The organism is Polyangiaceae bacterium (assembly GCA_020633205.1).
Lineage (GTDB): Bacteria > Myxococcota_A > Polyangia > Polyangiales > Polyangiaceae > JAHBVY01.
The window spans coordinates 45,919-60,815 of sequence record JACKEB010000018.1; the positions used below are offsets into that span (position 1 = coordinate 45,919).

Sequence of the window (14,897 nt, forward strand, 5' to 3'; positions counted from 1 at the left end):
GGCAGGGGAAGGCGACCGCGCCGTTGCCCTTCACGAGTTCCTGCGGTTCGCTCGGGGCGAAGGGGAGTTGACGGTGGACATCACGGACGCGTTGCGCGGCGCTCTGCGCGAAGCAGCGCCGCGCGTGAGCAGGTACCTAACCGATCCGGATCCCGACGTCGTGGCCGCCGCGGGCGAGTTCGTGACGCTCATTGGCCTGAACGCGAGCGGTTTGCGCGAGGTGATGACGCAGCAGATCAAAGGCGAGCAAACCGCCCCGCGTCTCGATCCCTCCGCGCTCGCGATGCTGCTCGCGGGGCTGATTGCCACTTACCAGGATTCCAGCGCTCCCGCGGAGCTCGAGCCGCTCCTACCCGGGCTACTCAGCCACGAAGACCGGGACGTGCGCGCGGTCGCGGCCGTTGCAGTGCTCAGGCACTTTCCGGAATGGCCCGTCGAGGACGAGATGCTCGACGATCTCGCATGGGGCGTCGCCGAGATTCGCTTCCCACCCGGCATGTGCCTGCGATCGGTGGATGAGGCGATGTGGCTGGTCGAGGAGCAGGGACTTGAAGATGAGCTGATGGCGCGCTTCGAGGAGTACGAATAGCTCTGCGCAACCCAGAAACTTTACGGCGCCAGTGTGAGTCAGCCCGGGGCCGCGGAGCTTAGCGTTGCCAAGTCGCTAGATGCGCTGGATAGTCCCGCCATGCGAAACGTTCTGAGTGCAGCCGCGGTTGCGGCTTGGATTGCCTCGAGTAGCGTGGTGCTAGCTCAACCAGCGCCTCCCCCCGCTCCCCCAGCTGATGCGCCCGCCGCTGACGCGCCGCCCGCTGACGCGCCGCCCGCGGAGGGCGAGCCCACGGATCCAGCGCCTCCAAGCGAGGACTGCTCAGACCCGGAAAAGCCGTGCGATAAGCCTGCGGCTGAAGAGCCGGCCCCACCACCCGAGCCGCCACCGGCGCCAGAGCCAGCGCCGGAGCCGCCACCCGCGGCCGAGCCGCCGCCCCCGGTAGCGCCTGCCGCGGCGCCGCCGCCCGCTCAGCCGATGCCACCGATGACGGATACACCGCCGGCGGACGCTGAAGAGAAAAAGCCCCCGGAGATGACCCTGGGCATTGAGCTGAACGCAGCCGTAGCGCGTCGTCTCGAGGACGCAGAAGAAGGCTTCCGCAACGCCTCGGGTGGCGACCTGGGATTCGGGGGCGCGCTTTGGTTCGCTCCAAACCGCATGCTGACTTTTGGCCTTGGCTATGCGCGGCTCGGTCTCGGCACGGAGGAGACCCCGCCCTTCCAGGCGTCCAGCCTCTCGGTGCACCGCATCGCGGACACGGCCTGGTTGCAAGGGCGCGTGTTCCCGCTGCGGGGCGACAAGGCCGGTCTATTCCTCGCGGCAATGTTCGGTCTGAGCTGGCAGTCGGTGGATGCCAACGGCACGCAGCTCGCCGAGGGCAACGTCTTCGTCAACCCGACCACGTCGTTCCAGTGCAGCGCGAGTGACAACGCGCGCCTCGCGATGGGCGCGGGTGTGGGCGTGGACATCGAGGTCGAGCCGAACCTCGCGTTCGTCGCTCAGGCTGACATTCAGGCGCACCAGCTCTCCAGCGACCCGAACGACTTCGACGGGTGCGCTCAAGGCGCTGGCACGGCGACGGTGTTCGCTGGCCACCTGGGGCTCCAGTACCGCTTCGACCTCGGTGGCGGTAGTAGCGCAACGGCGACCGGACGCCGCACGTTGATCAACTTCTGAGCTGAACGGCGAACCACGTCAGAGGCCGCGCTGGCTGCTTCCCTCGGGAAACATAGCCGCGCGGCCTTTGAAGTTTTGTGGCGGAAGGCGCCTGGCTCAGACGTGGTAGTTCGGCGCTTCTTCCGTGATGATCACGTCGTGCACGTGGCTCTCTTTGAGGCCCGAACCGGTGATGCGAATGAACTGCGCCTTTTCCTGCATGTCGGGGATGGTGGCGCCGCCGGTGTAGCCCATGCCGGCGCGTAGGCCACCGACGAGCTGCGACAAGATCGAGCCGACGTTGCCCCGGTGGGGCACGCGACCTTCGATTCCCTCGGGAACCAGTTTCTCGTCGGCGGTGCCGCTCTGGCCGTAGCGATCCTTGCTGCCCTTCTTCATCGCGCCGAGGGAGCCCATACCGCGGTAGACCTTGTAGCTGCGCCCTTGATAGAGCACGAGGTCGCCGGGCGACTCGTCGGTGCCGGCGAAGAGCGAGCCGATCATCACGGCGGAGGCGCCGGCGGCGATGGCCTTGACCACGTCACCGCTGAACTTCACGCCGCCGTCGGCCACGACCGCCACGCCGTGCTTCTTGGCGATGCCGGCGCAGTCAGCAATGGCGGTGATCTGAGGGACCCCGATGCCAGCGACGATGCGCGTGGTGCAGATGCTGCCCGGGCCAATGCCGACCTTGATCGCGTCCACGCCAGCGTCGATCAGTGCCTGAGCGGCGGCTGCGGTGGCGATGTTGCCGCCCATCACCTCGAGATGTGGGTGACGACGCTTGGTCTCACGCACGGCATCCAGCACGCCCTTCGAGTGACCGTGTGCGGTGTCCACCACCAAGAGGTCGACACCTGCCTCCACCAGCGCATCCGTGCGGATTTCGCGGTCGGCGCCGGGGCCAATCGCCGCGCCCACGCGTAGGCGACCGCGCTCGTCCTTCAGGGCTAGGGGATTGCGTTCGGCCTGCATCAGGTCCTTGATGGTGATGAGTCCGACGAGCTTGCCACCTTCGACCACCAGGAGCTTTTCGATGCGGTGCTTGTGCAGGAGCTCCCGCGCGTCCTCCGCCGCGACGCCCGGTGGCACCGTCACGAGCTTCGTGGTCATCAGCGCGCTGATGGGTTGATCGAGGTTCTTTTCGAAGCGAATGTCGCGGTGGGTGAGGATCCCAACCGGGGTCGTGCCTTCAACCACCGGCACGCCAGAGATGTTGTGCTGCTCCATCACCGATAAGGCTTCGCGCAGGGACTGGCTGGGATTACAGGTCACCGGGTCGGTGATGATGCCGCTCTCCGCGCGCTTCACCCGGTCCACCTCACTCGCTTGTAGCTGGGGCGGAAGATTCTTGTGGATGATGCCGAGGCCACCCTGGCGTGCCATGGCGATCGCCATGCGGCTCTCCGTCACGGAGTCCATCGCGGCGCTGAGCAGCGGCGTGTTCAGCGTGATCTTGCGGGTGAGTCGCGAAGTGACGTCGACGTCTGCCGGGAGCACTTCGCTGTAGGCGGGGAGGAGCATGACGTCGTCGAACGTCAAACACTCGCGCAAAGCGGTCTCAAACATGGCCAAGCCTACACTACGGGGCTGGCCCACGCCGCCCCGAAATCGCCGAGACAACGCGCCTAACCCCCACCCCCGCACCCGTCTCCGGCAGCAGCTTCGGAGGCGCGCTCGAGCCTTGCGCGGCCGGCCCTCGTGGTAGGCTCCGCCCACATGTCAAACGAGGTTCTAGAGGGGTACCTCAACAAGCTCGAGCGTGGCTTCGAGCGGAGCGAGGACGGGACGTACTTGGTGAGCGCTGGACCGCACCGGCCACCCATTGCGCTGAGGGTCGCTCAGCCGGTGTTGGTCGCGCAGGTCGATGTTGGGCCGGCGCCGAACAACGATGCGCCAACGGAGGCGAAGCTGTTTCGCCACCTGCTCGAGCTCAACGCCAGTGACCTGCTGCATTCCTCGTATGCCTTGGAGGATCAGCGCATCGTGCTGACCGCCGCGCTCGAGCTCGCCAACATGGACTTGAATGAGCTCGAAGCCATCTTGGCAGATATGGATCTGGCGCTCACGGAACATGTCCCAGGCCTGCGCAGCATGGTCGAGGGGAAGGAAAGCTGAGTCATGGGGATCTTCGCGCGGCTCGCCCGCCTCATCAAATCCAACATCAACGACATGATCAGCACCTCCGAGGATCCGGAGAAGATGCTCAATCAAGTCGTGCTCGACATGAACGAGCAGCTCCACGAGGCAAAGAAGCAAGTCGCTGTCGCCATCGCGGACGAGAAGAAGCTCGCCAAGCAAGCGGAGCAAGAGGCCTCGAACGCCGCGGAGTGGGAACGCCGGGCGATGATGGCGGTGCGTGCGAGTGACGACGCCCTCGCCAAGGAGGCGCTCGCCCGCAAGCGGGAGCACGACAACCTCGCGGAGCAGTTCAAGCTGCAATGGCAGAAACAAAAAGCGGCCGTCGACCAGCTCAAGATTGCCCTGCGCGCGCTCAACAACAAGATCGAAGAGGCCAAGCGCAAGAAGGCGCTGCTGATCGCGCGCAAGCGGCGCGCGGAGGCTCAGAAGGCGATCCAGGCCACGATGAGCGGCCTGAAGAACGCCAGCGCGTTCGAGACGTTCGACCGCATGGAAAACGAGATCAATCGCGTCGAGGCCGAGGCCGAGGCCGGTGCAGAGCTCGCCGAGGAATACTCCGGTGATGTGCTGAAGGAGCGCTTCGCCCAGCTGGAGATGACCGCCGGCGCGGAAGACGACCTCGTCAGTCTCAAGCGCAAGATGGGGCTGATCCCTGAGGAACCAGAGCAGGAGGCGCAGCCGCTGCGCGTCGAGCAGGAGTACGAAGAGCTGGACGACGCCGAGCGCGAAGAGCTGGCGCGGGCTCTGGAAGAGCTGGAAGCGGAGCACCAGGCTGCAGAGCTCAGGTTGAAGCGATGAGTCAGCGTACTCGGGGGCGCGCCGCAGCCTGGCTGCTTGGTGCCGCGTGTTGTTTCCTCACGGCGTCGAGCGCGCAGGCAGCAGGGGCGACGCTGAACGCCAACTCGACCGCGGGCAAGAAGGTCTCCATCGACGGCTGGCTGAAAGAGTGGGGGAGTTTCACGAAGCTCTCCCAAACCATCAGCGGCAGCGCGGGTGGCGATCGCGCGGCGGTCGGCATCGCGTACGACGACAAGGCGCTCTACGTTGCGGTGACCATCAAGGACTCGGAGATCGTGCGCACCCCAACCATGGGAGCGAACGAGGACCGCGTCGAGTTCTCCATCGCAGTGCCGAAGCCCGGTGGCGGCTACACCAGCTACGACCTGTGGCTCTACAGCGGGATCCCGGGCAAGAGCGCGGGCGCCGTGAAGCTCCGCGGCGGCCGCGCGGTGCCTGGGGCCAAGCTGGTCGAAGCCGCGACGGAAGGCGGCATCGACATCGAGGCGTCGATCCCATGGTCCTCACTGCCGGCCACCAAGAAGCTGCGGGTCGGCCTGCACGGCAGTGTGCGCTACGTCGACTACGCCGGTGGCAAACAGAAGGCGATCATCGGAACCAGCGACGCGAGTGGTGGGATGGCGATGCCTCCCCTTCGTTTCGAGAACGAACAAGGCCTGGACAAGAGCTTGCTCGGGCCAAAGTCTCTCGGGCCAAACCCCGACAAAGCCGTCTACGGCAACGTGAGCGGCGACTCACAGCTCGAGCAAGTCGCGCTCTACGGTGGCTACTTGACGATTCTTGGAGCCGGCTACCGCGGAGGGAAGCAGTTCTTCTACAAGGACCTCTCAGTCAAGAACGCCAGCATGGTGCCTTACTTGGAGCTGGAAGACCTGACCGGCGATGGCCGCGCGGAAATCGTGTATCGCAAGCGGGTCGGCACGGATAGCGACTACCGCGAGTACTTGGAGGTGATGAGCGTCTCCGCAAAGGGCGAGCCCTTCGTCGCTTTCGAGCATGAGACGGGGATTGTCACCGGGGACGGCAAGATCCAGAACAAGGTCAGCATCAAGACCGTCGGCGGCAAGAAGGCGATCGTGATTGCCGACGACGCCGCCGAGGGCTGGGACCAGGGCTCTTTCCGCGAGGCACAGCAGAGCGAGATGGGCGCGACCCTCTTGCCCTGGGATGGCATCGCTGAACGCAGCTTTGGCTGGGACGGCAAGCAGTTCAAGCAAGTCGACGAGAAGAAGGGCAAGCCGCGCCTGACCAGCGCTGGCAGCGCACCCAAGACGGGTGGCAGCGCGACGACCTCCGGGCCGCCGCCTCCTCCAGCGCCGCGACCGCCCTCCGCCGATGAGCTGCAAGATCAGGTGTACGCGCTGTATCGCAAGTCACGCAAGGTCGGTAAGGAGAAGCCGCGCTTCGACTTCGTGACTAACGTGTACGGCGGTCCGGAGATGGAGCGCGTGTTGGTGCACGGGCTGGATGTCGTCGTCTTCGGCAAAGGTTACCGCGGGGGAACGGGCTTTGCGTACATCACGTTGCCCGCCAAGGCCGCGGAGGACATCGTCCACGTCACCGCGAAGGACCTGACCGGGGACGGCAAGGCGGAGATCTTGGTGCGCGCGACGCTCAAGACGAAGACCAGTGAAGAGTTCGGCGGCATCGTCGTCCAGCGTCACGCATTCCTCGTCTACGAGGTGGGCGCCGAGTCGCTCACGCGTATCTTCGGTGCGGAGACCGGCCGCACCCTGGAAGACAAGCGCGTGATCGGCAGCCTGCTCTTCAAGCCGCTGAAGAAGGGCTTTGAGCTGCAGCTCAAGGCGGGCCGTGTGGTGGGCTGGGACAAGGCCAGCTATCCGTTCCCTGTGGAAACGGGAACTGCAGGTGGCCTCGAGCCGTTGCTGCTGCCCTGGGGCTCGGTAACTCAGCTCGACTACCGCTACGAGGGTGGCGCGTTCAAGCGCCAGTAGCCTCAGCGCTCAGTTCAGTACGGTCAGATTCAGCACCGCCCAGCCGCCTTCTTTCAGGGTGAGCTTTGCGGCCTTGTAGTTGCCTCGGGCGCCGAGGGTCACGTGATGCACGCCAGGGCGAACCACGCGGCGCCCGATGGCCATGCGCGCGGGGAGCAGCGCCCAGCTGCGTGTGTCCGGCGTGTCGACCGCGGTGAGCGTCGCCTGGGTGCCAAGGGACAACAAGATGCCCCAGATATTGTCTCGCCCGGCGGCGGTGCGGGCCACCTCGCCTGCGACGACGCGGGAGATCATGCGGGTGATCGCAGCACCAATCACCGCGCCCTCCGCGTCTTTCCACGCGGCACGTGCCTCGAGGTCGATGCCAATCGCGGCTTCGAGGGGCGCTGGCTCACCGTCGATGGAGAACTCCGGGACTTCGTACTGCCCTCGCGCTTTGCCAAGCGCCGGGTAGTTGATCCAGGTCACCAAGCCTTGAGCCGCCAAGCGATTCGCCTGCGCCTCCTGACCCGGCCCCATGTGCCCTGCGGCCCAGGTCAACGCGAGGCCAATGGGGATGCGCTTGGCTACCTTGGCGGGTACCCGGCCGTAGTTGATGACGACCAAGATTTCCGTCGGCTTGGGGAGCTTCTTGAGAGGCGTTTCCGGGCGGAGTGCTGTTTCTGGCTTGGCGCCCGCGTCGGCTTGCTCACCCGCGTCGACGTCTTGGCTACTCGTGCTCTGGTCTGGATCTTGGGGGGGAGGCGAATCGGGCTTGGCGCCTTGGTCCACCTCCACGGCGAAGTACGGGCTCGGCACCGGGCGCGGCTGCCTGTCGTCCTGCCGCGGCGGCGCGCCGTTGTACGTCTGTGGAGCCGTCTCCAGGATCTTGCGGATGCGCGGCGAGCGATAGCTCCCTTCCGCGGCCACCCGGCGCACCACGGGGTAGAGGCTCTTGTAATTACCGTATTGTAATGCTTCGTCGTAGTAGCGCAGCGCCTCGTCGGCGCGGCCGCTCTTTTCGAAGGTGAAGCCTGCCAGGTAGCTGCCGGGCCCTGTCAGCGCTGCGCCCTGACCTTCGTGCTCCTTCAGATACTGCTGCATCACCGCCAGGCGCCGCGCCTCGACCCGGGCGCCATTCAGGTCGTGACGCACCAGGTAGTTCACCATGTTCATGGTGTTGATGAGCAGCTTCTCGTAGGGCGGCGCTTTGTACGGGCCCGTGTCGTCGCTGAACAGGTACTTGCCGATGTCGTCGGCCGTGCCACGGCTCAAATCCAGCAGGTCCACCGCCTTGTCCGCCGCCTGCAGGTCGGCGCTGCTAAGGGAGTACTTGCCGAGCTGTTGCAGCACCATGGAGCGGTCGAGCAAGAGCAAGGCGTTGTCCCCGCTCAGGTCGTCGGGCTGCTGCTTCGCGCTGTCGACTTCGAGCTCTTCGTTGAGTAGCGCCAGCGCCTGCTTTGGTCGATTCGCGTCCAGTGCGTCGCGGGCGCCCTCGGTCCTGCTCGAGTGCCCAGCACAGCCTAGCGCCGAGAGGCTGATCCCCAGGGCAACGACAAGGCGGCTCAAGCCACGTGAGTAGTGGAGGGGAGGCGACATGGCTCATTGCGGCACGAGGTGACTCGCGCGCTCAGGGTTCAGTTGACCAGCGCCTTGGTCACCGATGTCTTGTTCTGAAAGACCGTCGCGCTCGTCTCGGCGTCGATGATCTGAAGGAACAAGAAGTATTGCACACGGCGCTCGTCTTCCTTGCGTTCGTCGGCGCTGTACACCTTTCCGGTGACGAAGTAGCGCGCGCCGATTTGCTTGCCCCAGCGGGCGATGTTCGACTGATCGAAGGCCTCCGAGTACTGACTGCGGATCTCCTCGATCAGCTGAGGCTGCAGCTCGCGGTTGATCACGGTGACGTGACCTGCGTTCACCAGCCGCGTCTCGATATCGGTCATCAGCGACTCGAGGGCGCTGTCCACGTGCTCGCTGGTCTCGTTCTTGAGTGGCAACACAGCGATGGTTGGGCTCTTCTCATTTTCCCAGCGCTGGATGATGGCGCTCGACTGCAGCACCTTCATGTTCTCGTTCAGCATCTTCTCGAGATCACGGCGGTCGAGCCCGGTGCTGAACGCCTCGTCATCCAAGCCTTCGACCTCCTCACCGCGCACGGGTTGGGGCCCGCCACACGCGGGGAGCGCCGTGGTGCCCACGAGGGCGAGGCTGAAGCTGAGCGCGATGGCGCGGTTCGAGAGCGAAGCAAGTCGTCGGATCATGGGCATCTCCAAAAGGTGCGCGTTCCCGAGGAGTTTTTTGGGGGCATTTGCACGTGTGAGCAAGGGGTTGAAACCGCCTGATTGGTGCCGCTGTTCCACTGCCACTGTGTGCTCCCGGCGTTCTCGGAGATTTCAGCGCGTTTTGTGGCACCCTTGAGCAATAGGCGGCTCGCAGCCGAGCCGTTGCTTTGCTTGATCGGAGGTCCTCATGGGGTTGGGACGCTGGGTGATTGCGGGGTGTATGGGCGCCGCTTTTGGATGGACGGCGTGCGGCGGAGATAGCTTCACCAGCGGCGCTGGCACCGGCGGAAACGCGAGCGGCGGTAGCGCAGGTGCTGGAGCGGCCGCGGGCGACGGCGGCAACGCGGGCAGCGGTGCGACGGCAAGTGGTGGCGCCGCTGGGACGGGCACCGCGGGGAGCGGAGCCGCTGGCAACGGCGGAACGGGGACAGCGGGCGGCTCCGGAAACGGTGGTGCCGGAGGGGTCCCCAGTGAGTACGCCAACTGCACCGGTCCAGGTCAGTGCCTCCTCGTGCCGTCCAACTGCTGCGGCTACTGCAGCGAGCCCAAGCTCGAGGACTTCATCCCGATCAACTCGAGTTTCGAGTCGGCGTTCTACGGCGACCGCTGCTCGACCATCGACTGCCCAAGTTGCATCACGCAGCTACCGGGAAACTTCACAGCCATCTGCCGCGCCGGGCGTTGTGAGCGAGTGAATGTCTACGACGACGACAAGCTGGTGGGCTGTGAGCGCACTGAAGATTGCCAGCTGCGCTGGGGCTCCCAGTGTTGCGAAGCGTGCGCCCCAAGTCCCGATCAGCTGATCGCGGTGGCCCACGGCACCATCGAGCAAAACCAGTGCGGAAACGGGATTCCATGCCCGGAGTGCCCGACGCCAGGCTATCCGAGCGACGCTTCGGCAGAGTGCATCAATCAGCGCTGCGCGGTGGTCTACGCCAACTGAGCCGGCTTGATTCCTGGCGGAACTACTTGAGCGCCTGCAGGCGCTTCTCGACGTCGACGGGTGTCGCACCGTACTCAGCCGCCTGTTTGACGTACTTGCGCGCGGTGGCTTTGCTCCTGGTTACACCCCAGCCCTTCTCGTAGGCGTCCGCGAGCCCCCAGCAACCATTGGAGTTCTTGCCGTCGCACCCCTTGCGCCAGAGCTTCAAGGCGAGCTTGGGGTCTTTCTGCTGACCATGGGTGCCCTGAGCGATCTTCCACGCGTACTGGACGCAGCTCTCCACCCGCGCGTCGCACAGTTCTTCAGCCCACTCGGCTCTGCAGTTGTAGAACGCGCTTCTGGCTTCTGCTTCGATGAAGCAGGTTTGCTTCCTGAGCGCCGCGGCGCGATCACCCGAGGCGAGCTCTGGAGTCTTCTCATAAAGCGCTGCCAGTTCGACACAGGCTCCTGCGTGTTTGCCGACGCAGGCTTTGTCGTACGACACCGCAGCTCGCACGGGACTCGTTGCTCGCTGGAGTCTTCCAGCCATGTAACAGGCATCAATGACGTCCTTTCCGCAGCCATACTCTGCGAAGGACGCGCGCTTGGCGGGGTCTGGGTGGTTCCAAGCGAGCCACGTACAAGCGCGCGATGGGTCACGGTTACAGGCGTCCTCGATGGTGGCGATGGCCTCCGGCTTCTTGTGACGCCACTGGGCGACTCCGAGCTCGTAGCACCCGTTGGCGTATCCGTAGGAACACGACGCTTCCATCAGTCGTTCGTACTCCTTGGAGTATTGAGACGCCGAGGTCTTTGCGACGTTGTGGCAACCCACTCCGCTTTCGAGTTCACACGAGCGCCGATAGAACTTGACCGCTCGATTGCGGTCTTTGGCGACGCCCTTTCCGAGCTCGTAGGCATAGCCGAGGCTCGAGCACGCATCACCGACTCCCCTCTCGCAGGCCTTCTCGTGGATCGCAGCGGCGCTTAGCTCACTCTTTGGAACGTGCTCGCCCTTGTCATACAGGCTCGCCCACGCGTTGCAGCTTGGTCCGTGACCATCTTCGCAGGCCGTGGTCAAATGCTTAATTCCTGCGGAAACATCCTTCGCGACCCCTTTGCCCACGATGTACATCCAGCCAAGCCTACGGCACGCTTCATCCGACCGTTCGGAGCGAGCACTCGTGCAGGCCTTGCGGAATAGCGCTGCGGCCTGGCCGTAGTCTTGGGCAACTTCGATACCATCGTAGTAGAGGTTTGCTAGTAGCCCGCACGTCTCAGCGGACGTCTCGCAGGACACCTCGTAGAGCTCCTTCGCCCGCCCCGTATCTATCGTGACGCCGTTTCCGTACTGATACGAGATGCCGAGGTTGAGGCAACCGACAGGCAACCCCCCGTCGCAAGCACGGCGGTAAAGTGCCACTGAGCGCGCCTTGTCCATGCTGAGGTCGAAGCCCTTTTCGTAGGCCACACCCAGGTTCAAGCAGCCCCGCGCAACTCCTGCGTCACAAGCCTTGCGGTGCAAGTCGTTCGATCTCTTGCGGTCCTCCTTCAGGCCTCCTTGGCCTTTCCCGTAGAGGATCCCGAGGCCCGAGCAGCTGAACATATCGCCCCGATCGCACGCCTGCTTGTACATCGCGGCGACGTTCGTCAGGTCCTTCTTCACACCATGATAGCCGTACTGCAGTGCGTATGCGTAGAAGCCGCAGCTCGCCGCGCTCCCCTTCTCGCACTGCTGCTTGCACTCTTCTGGTGAGGCTGGGTCGCATGTGTGGGACGTGTTGCCTTGGGGAAATGTGCATTTGTCATCGATCAGCGCCAACCCCTCCGGACATTCGGCGCGCTCGACCTCAGTCGCCGACGCGTCGGCGCCAATGCGCACGAGCTCCAGACGCAACAAGGAGCCGCAGCCTCCAGGGGGAGCCCCGCGGCTCGGGTCCCAGCCGGAGCAGGTCGCAGCATCGCCGTCTCGGGTTTGTTTGAGCTTCGAGCTCTGCGTCTTGCCGGAGGCGCCGTAGCCGAACACTTCCGCCGCGGCGCTGATCTGTCCCGCCTTGCCATCTTTGATGGCGAACGCGCCGACGTACACTCCGCGGATGAAGTGCGTCGCCTCCGCGCAGGAGGGGCTCTTCAGTTCGCTGCGCGCCAAGCTCGGCATCAGCGTGCGCATCTTGCCCACCGTGATGTAAGCGATGTCGAGCGCCGACCCTTGAGTCATTTCCGCGGAGATACTCGCGCCAAGGGTTGGCAGGTTCGCACGGATCTCGTCGGCGTTCGCTAGCTGCAGGGAGTCTTCCTTCTTGCGCACGCCGATGAATCCGTACTTACCCTTCGCCATGCAACCCTGGACGATCTTGATCGAGTTGCAGTCGTACTTGACCGTGGCGACCCCGTCGTTCATCAACGTCTCCAGTGAGCCGCGTTCGTCGGATCGCCAATCCAGGATCAGCGGTGTCGCGAAGTCAGGGACCTCGCGACACTTTCCTTCGCCGAGCTTCTCGCTGTAGCTGGTTTGATCCGTCTGTCCGCCATTTACCGCTGGCTTTGAAGCGCAAGCGGCAAGGGGCAGGGCGAGTGCACATGCTAGCGGAACTAGCGTCGGTGAGAGCTTCCCCATCATCGACTAGATGAGTATCGCACCGCGCCCGGTGACTAAACCCTTTTGCCCTGAGCGGCACGGATTGAGTCCTGCGATGTGGTAGAGCGGCGCCCCAAGTGGCACCCCTTCACGGAGCCACCCGGGGGGTCTGTTATGTCTCGCGCTTCTCGGATGCCAAGCTGCTGAGTCCGCTCGCACTGAGTTTCCACTCGGCGCCTGTAGTGCGGTCCGGAGATGTCAGCAGCTCCAAGACTAGTCGTCCGACGATCTCCGGCGTCAGGGACTCGCCTCGCTTGTTCGCGAACTCCTCAAAACTAATCCCTGCGGCAAGAGCATACGCGCGTGCCGCCATGCCACCGAGCGCTGTCGCCGGGCTCAAATCGGGCAACACGCACTGCACGTTCAGATCGAGTTCGCGCTTCTCCGCTTCGCCCCGAGCGTACCGGCAGAGGAAGCGCTGGGCTTGCTTTGCGCTCGCGTAGCCGCCGGACAGCGGAGAACCTCCGATCGCCGCACCGCTGCTGAATACGATCACGCGCGTCCCTGGCTTCGCGCGCTGCAAGCACTCGCGCAGTAGGTGGAACGTCGCCTTCACCTCACTCTGCCAGTGGCAGCTGAAGCTCTCCCAGTCCATGTCTGCGATGCGACGCATGACGGGGGTCGCGCCCGCGGTGAGCACGACGACCTCGGGCGTGAGTTCATCGAGGACCTGTGCGCAGAAGCTTGGGTCGGCTGCGTCGCCGAGTCGACTGGAGAGGCGTGAGTCCTGGTTTTCGGGGGTGAGGGTGCGGCGCGAGACGATGGTGGTTGCAGCGCCAGCACCCGCAAGAGCGAGCGCCACGCCACGCCCGAAGCCTCGGCTACCACCTAGAACGAGCGCCTTCGTGCCTGAGAGAGTGGGTTGTTTGTCTTGCATGAAAGCAGGGACGACGGCGGGCCTCCGGAGGATACTTCCCGAAGTCACGTATCCTTTGTGCGCCGCTCGGTCGTCCTATTCACGCCATGAAGAATCAGCGCCCCAGCGAGCTCGGCTCTGCCGTCGAGGCCCTCAAGCGGGAGTTCCTACAGGATGTGGAGCGACTGCGTCCGCGGCTTCACCGTTATTGCACCGGGATGACCGGCTCCGCGCTGGACGGGGAGGACATCGTGCAGGAGACCCTGGCACACGCCTTCTTTCGGCTCTCCACCTTGCAAGACCCAGGGGCCCTGAAGGGCTGGCTATTTCGAATCGCCCATAACAAGTGCATCGACTTCATCCGTGCGCGGCAGCGTCAACCGGAGCACACGGAAGCTGCGGAGGGTAGCTACGAAACCCCCGATCAGCTGGAGGCGCAACGAGCCACGGGGGAAGCACTCGAGGCTCTGCTTAGCCTGCTTCCCCCCAAAGAGCGCGCCGCTCTGCTCTTGAAGGATGTCTTCGACTACTCGCTGCTAGAGACCGCCGAGATCATCGACTCGAGTCTCGCAGGCGTGAAGGCCGCTCTGCATCGCGGACGGTCGCGCTTGAAAGCAGAAAGCTCAGCAGGCGGCGTTCAACGGAGCGAAGCTGCGCCGCGCTCGTTCCCCAATCGGGCGCTGCTCGACGCGTATGTGGAGAGCTTCAACGCAAAAGACTGGGGGCGCCTCCAGACTCTGATCCGTGAGGATGCGCGCCTCGAGCTGGTAGGCTTTGCTGAGTTGCCACTGGGGAGCAGCTACCAGACGAACTACGCGGCACTCCCTTGGGAGTGGCGGCTCGGCTTGGGCTACGTGCACGGCGAGCCAGTCGTCATTCACTATCGCAAGTACGCTGACGGCTGGCGCCCTCACTCGGCGATTCGAGTGCAGGTGCGCGACGGGCAGCTCGCCGTAGTACGCGACTACGTTCACATCGACTACCTGCTCGAGTCGAGCGACGTCGACCCTCCGGCGCCCGGTGTCGGTCACAGCCACAGTGCGTGATGACGACGCCGGGGCCGCGCTAGACGACGAACCCGCCTCGCAGGGCTGCGTCGCCCCCACCAGGCGTGCTATATATCGTCAGGATGGCGAGGCAGATCACGCTCCAACTGCGCGTTTGGTTCGCGCGTTGCCTGATCCTCGCTCTCGCTTGGGGCCTAGTCCAAGCTTCGCCGGGTCTGTCCCCCATGGGCGACCAGGAGTGTGAAGCCGACTGTCCGTGTGAGGCAGAGCGGGCGTCCGAGGCTAGTGAGTCTCCTGATTCAACCGCGGGTGTGACTGCCGCCGAGCATGCGGATGAGTGCCCCCAGGGTTGTCCTAGCTGTAGTTGCGCGCCGCTGATGATCGGTCTGCCTCAGAAATCGCAGCAGCTCGCGGTGGTCCTACATTACCGCGAGGTACCGAGCCAGGAGTCCCTCGACGCTTGGCTCCCGGGTCTGCCGCGGGACGTGTTCAGGCCACCGCGGCGCGCCGGCTGACGTCTCAAAGGGAGTCCTGCGCCCAGCGCTTTGCTCGCTCCCCTCTACTCAGCCGCGATCGCGCGCTAGCCGCGCGTTCGCCCGTCCGTGAT

13 protein-coding genes are annotated in these 14,897 nt (G+C 64.7%); 8 read left to right on the forward strand and 5 right to left on the reverse strand.

The features are described from left to right. The first annotated feature begins 73 nt into the window (after window positions 1-73). On the forward strand, window positions 74-589 hold the full coding sequence (locus H6718_28405; GenBank protein ID MCB9589369.1) for a hypothetical protein: 516 nt from the start codon (window positions 74-76) through the stop codon (window positions 587-589). A 99-nt stretch (window positions 590-688) separates the two neighbouring features. Continuing rightward, window positions 689-1,729 carry a hypothetical protein gene (locus H6718_28410; GenBank protein MCB9589370.1) on the forward strand — a complete coding sequence of 347 codons (1,041 nt, stop codon included), beginning with the start codon at window positions 689-691 and terminating at the stop codon, window positions 1,727-1,729. A 96-nt stretch (window positions 1,730-1,825) separates the two neighbouring features. On the opposite strand, the gene guaB is transcribed toward H6718_28410, so the two are convergent. Continuing rightward, a complete protein-coding gene (gene guaB, locus H6718_28415) occupies window positions 1,826-3,277 on the reverse strand; it encodes an IMP dehydrogenase (GenBank protein ID MCB9589371.1) in 1,452 nt (483 codons plus the stop codon). A gap of 150 nt (window positions 3,278-3,427) precedes the next feature. Here guaB and H6718_28420 point away from each other — a divergent pair, with 150 nt between their 5' ends. From H6718_28420 to H6718_28430, 3 genes are read left to right on the forward strand one after another with little or no spacing between them, the layout of a single operon-like run. Beyond that, on the forward strand, window positions 3,428-3,826 hold the full coding sequence (locus tag H6718_28420; protein ID MCB9589372.1) for a YbjN domain-containing protein: 399 nt from the start codon (window positions 3,428-3,430) through the stop codon (window positions 3,824-3,826). Between the two features lie 3 nt (window positions 3,827-3,829). Beyond that, complete coding sequence (locus H6718_28425) at window positions 3,830-4,648, forward strand: PspA/IM30 family protein (protein MCB9589373.1); 819 nt, start codon at window positions 3,830-3,832, stop codon at window positions 4,646-4,648. Further along, complete coding sequence (locus H6718_28430; protein MCB9589374.1) at window positions 4,645-6,603, forward strand: hypothetical protein; 1,959 nt, start codon at window positions 4,645-4,647, stop codon at window positions 6,601-6,603. The genes H6718_28425 and H6718_28430 overlap by 4 nt, the downstream gene beginning before the upstream one ends. A 9-nt stretch (window positions 6,604-6,612) precedes the next feature. On the opposite strand, the gene H6718_28435 is transcribed toward H6718_28430, so the two are convergent. Both H6718_28435 and H6718_28440 read right to left on the reverse strand, forming a co-directional pair. Next, window positions 6,613-8,181: a hypothetical protein gene (locus tag H6718_28435; protein ID MCB9589375.1), complete on the reverse strand. Its 1,569-nt coding sequence runs from the start codon at window positions 8,179-8,181 to the stop codon at window positions 6,613-6,615. Between the two features lie 38 nt (window positions 8,182-8,219). After that, entirely contained in the window at window positions 8,220-8,852 is a 633-nt protein-coding gene (locus tag H6718_28440) for a penicillin-binding protein activator LpoB (GenBank protein ID MCB9589376.1), read from the reverse strand. 202 nt (window positions 8,853-9,054) lie between these two features. Here H6718_28440 and H6718_28445 point away from each other — a divergent pair, with 202 nt between their 5' ends. After that, on the forward strand, window positions 9,055-9,810 hold the full coding sequence (locus H6718_28445; protein ID MCB9589377.1) for a hypothetical protein: 756 nt from the start codon (window positions 9,055-9,057) through the stop codon (window positions 9,808-9,810). 22 nt (window positions 9,811-9,832) lie between these two features. Here the strand turns inward: H6718_28445 and H6718_28450 are convergent, their stop codons facing one another. Both H6718_28450 and H6718_28455 read right to left on the reverse strand, forming a co-directional pair. Then, on the reverse strand, window positions 9,833-12,409 hold the full coding sequence (locus tag H6718_28450; protein MCB9589378.1) for an SEL1-like repeat protein: 2,577 nt from the start codon (window positions 12,407-12,409) through the stop codon (window positions 9,833-9,835). A gap of 130 nt (window positions 12,410-12,539) precedes the next feature. Beyond that, window positions 12,540-13,304 carry an SDR family oxidoreductase gene (locus H6718_28455; protein MCB9589379.1) on the reverse strand — a complete coding sequence of 255 codons (765 nt, stop codon included), beginning with the start codon at window positions 13,302-13,304 and terminating at the stop codon, window positions 12,540-12,542. 86 nt (window positions 13,305-13,390) lie between these two features. Here H6718_28455 and H6718_28460 point away from each other — a divergent pair, with 86 nt between their 5' ends. Together H6718_28460 and H6718_28465 are read left to right on the forward strand one after the other, a co-directional pair. Further along, on the forward strand, window positions 13,391-14,329 hold the full coding sequence (locus H6718_28460; protein ID MCB9589380.1) for a sigma-70 family RNA polymerase sigma factor: 939 nt from the start codon (window positions 13,391-13,393) through the stop codon (window positions 14,327-14,329). A gap of 83 nt (window positions 14,330-14,412) precedes the next feature. Further along, entirely contained in the window at window positions 14,413-14,805 is a 393-nt protein-coding gene (locus H6718_28465) for a hypothetical protein (protein ID MCB9589381.1), read from the forward strand. The last annotated feature ends 92 nt before the right edge of the window (window positions 14,806-14,897 follow it).

Excerpts from the sequence above, each read along its gene's own strand:
- H6718_28410 (MCB9589370.1), top strand. The coding sequence starts at position 689 with ATGCGAAACGTTCTGAGTGCAGCCGCGGTTGCGGCTTGGATTGCCTCG.
- guaB (MCB9589371.1), bottom strand. The coding sequence starts at position 3,277 with ATGTTTGAGACCGCTTTGCGCGAGTGTTTGACGTTCGACGACGTCATG.
- H6718_28420 (MCB9589372.1), top strand. The coding sequence starts at position 3,428 with ATGTCAAACGAGGTTCTAGAGGGGTACCTCAACAAGCTCGAGCGTGGC.
- H6718_28425 (MCB9589373.1), top strand. The coding sequence starts at position 3,830 with ATGGGGATCTTCGCGCGGCTCGCCCGCCTCATCAAATCCAACATCAAC.
- H6718_28430 (MCB9589374.1), top strand. The coding sequence starts at position 4,645 with ATGAGTCAGCGTACTCGGGGGCGCGCCGCAGCCTGGCTGCTTGGTGCC.
- H6718_28435 (MCB9589375.1), bottom strand. The coding sequence starts at position 8,181 with ATGTCGCCTCCCCTCCACTACTCACGTGGCTTGAGCCGCCTTGTCGTT.
- H6718_28440 (MCB9589376.1), bottom strand. The coding sequence starts at position 8,852 with ATGCCCATGATCCGACGACTTGCTTCGCTCTCGAACCGCGCCATCGCG.
- H6718_28445 (MCB9589377.1), top strand. The coding sequence starts at position 9,055 with ATGGGGTTGGGACGCTGGGTGATTGCGGGGTGTATGGGCGCCGCTTTT.
- H6718_28450 (MCB9589378.1), bottom strand. The coding sequence starts at position 12,409 with ATGATGGGGAAGCTCTCACCGACGCTAGTTCCGCTAGCATGTGCACTC.
- H6718_28455 (MCB9589379.1), bottom strand. The coding sequence starts at position 13,304 with ATGCAAGACAAACAACCCACTCTCTCAGGCACGAAGGCGCTCGTTCTA.
- H6718_28460 (MCB9589380.1), top strand. The coding sequence starts at position 13,391 with ATGAAGAATCAGCGCCCCAGCGAGCTCGGCTCTGCCGTCGAGGCCCTC.
- H6718_28465 (MCB9589381.1), top strand. The coding sequence starts at position 14,413 with ATGGCGAGGCAGATCACGCTCCAACTGCGCGTTTGGTTCGCGCGTTGC.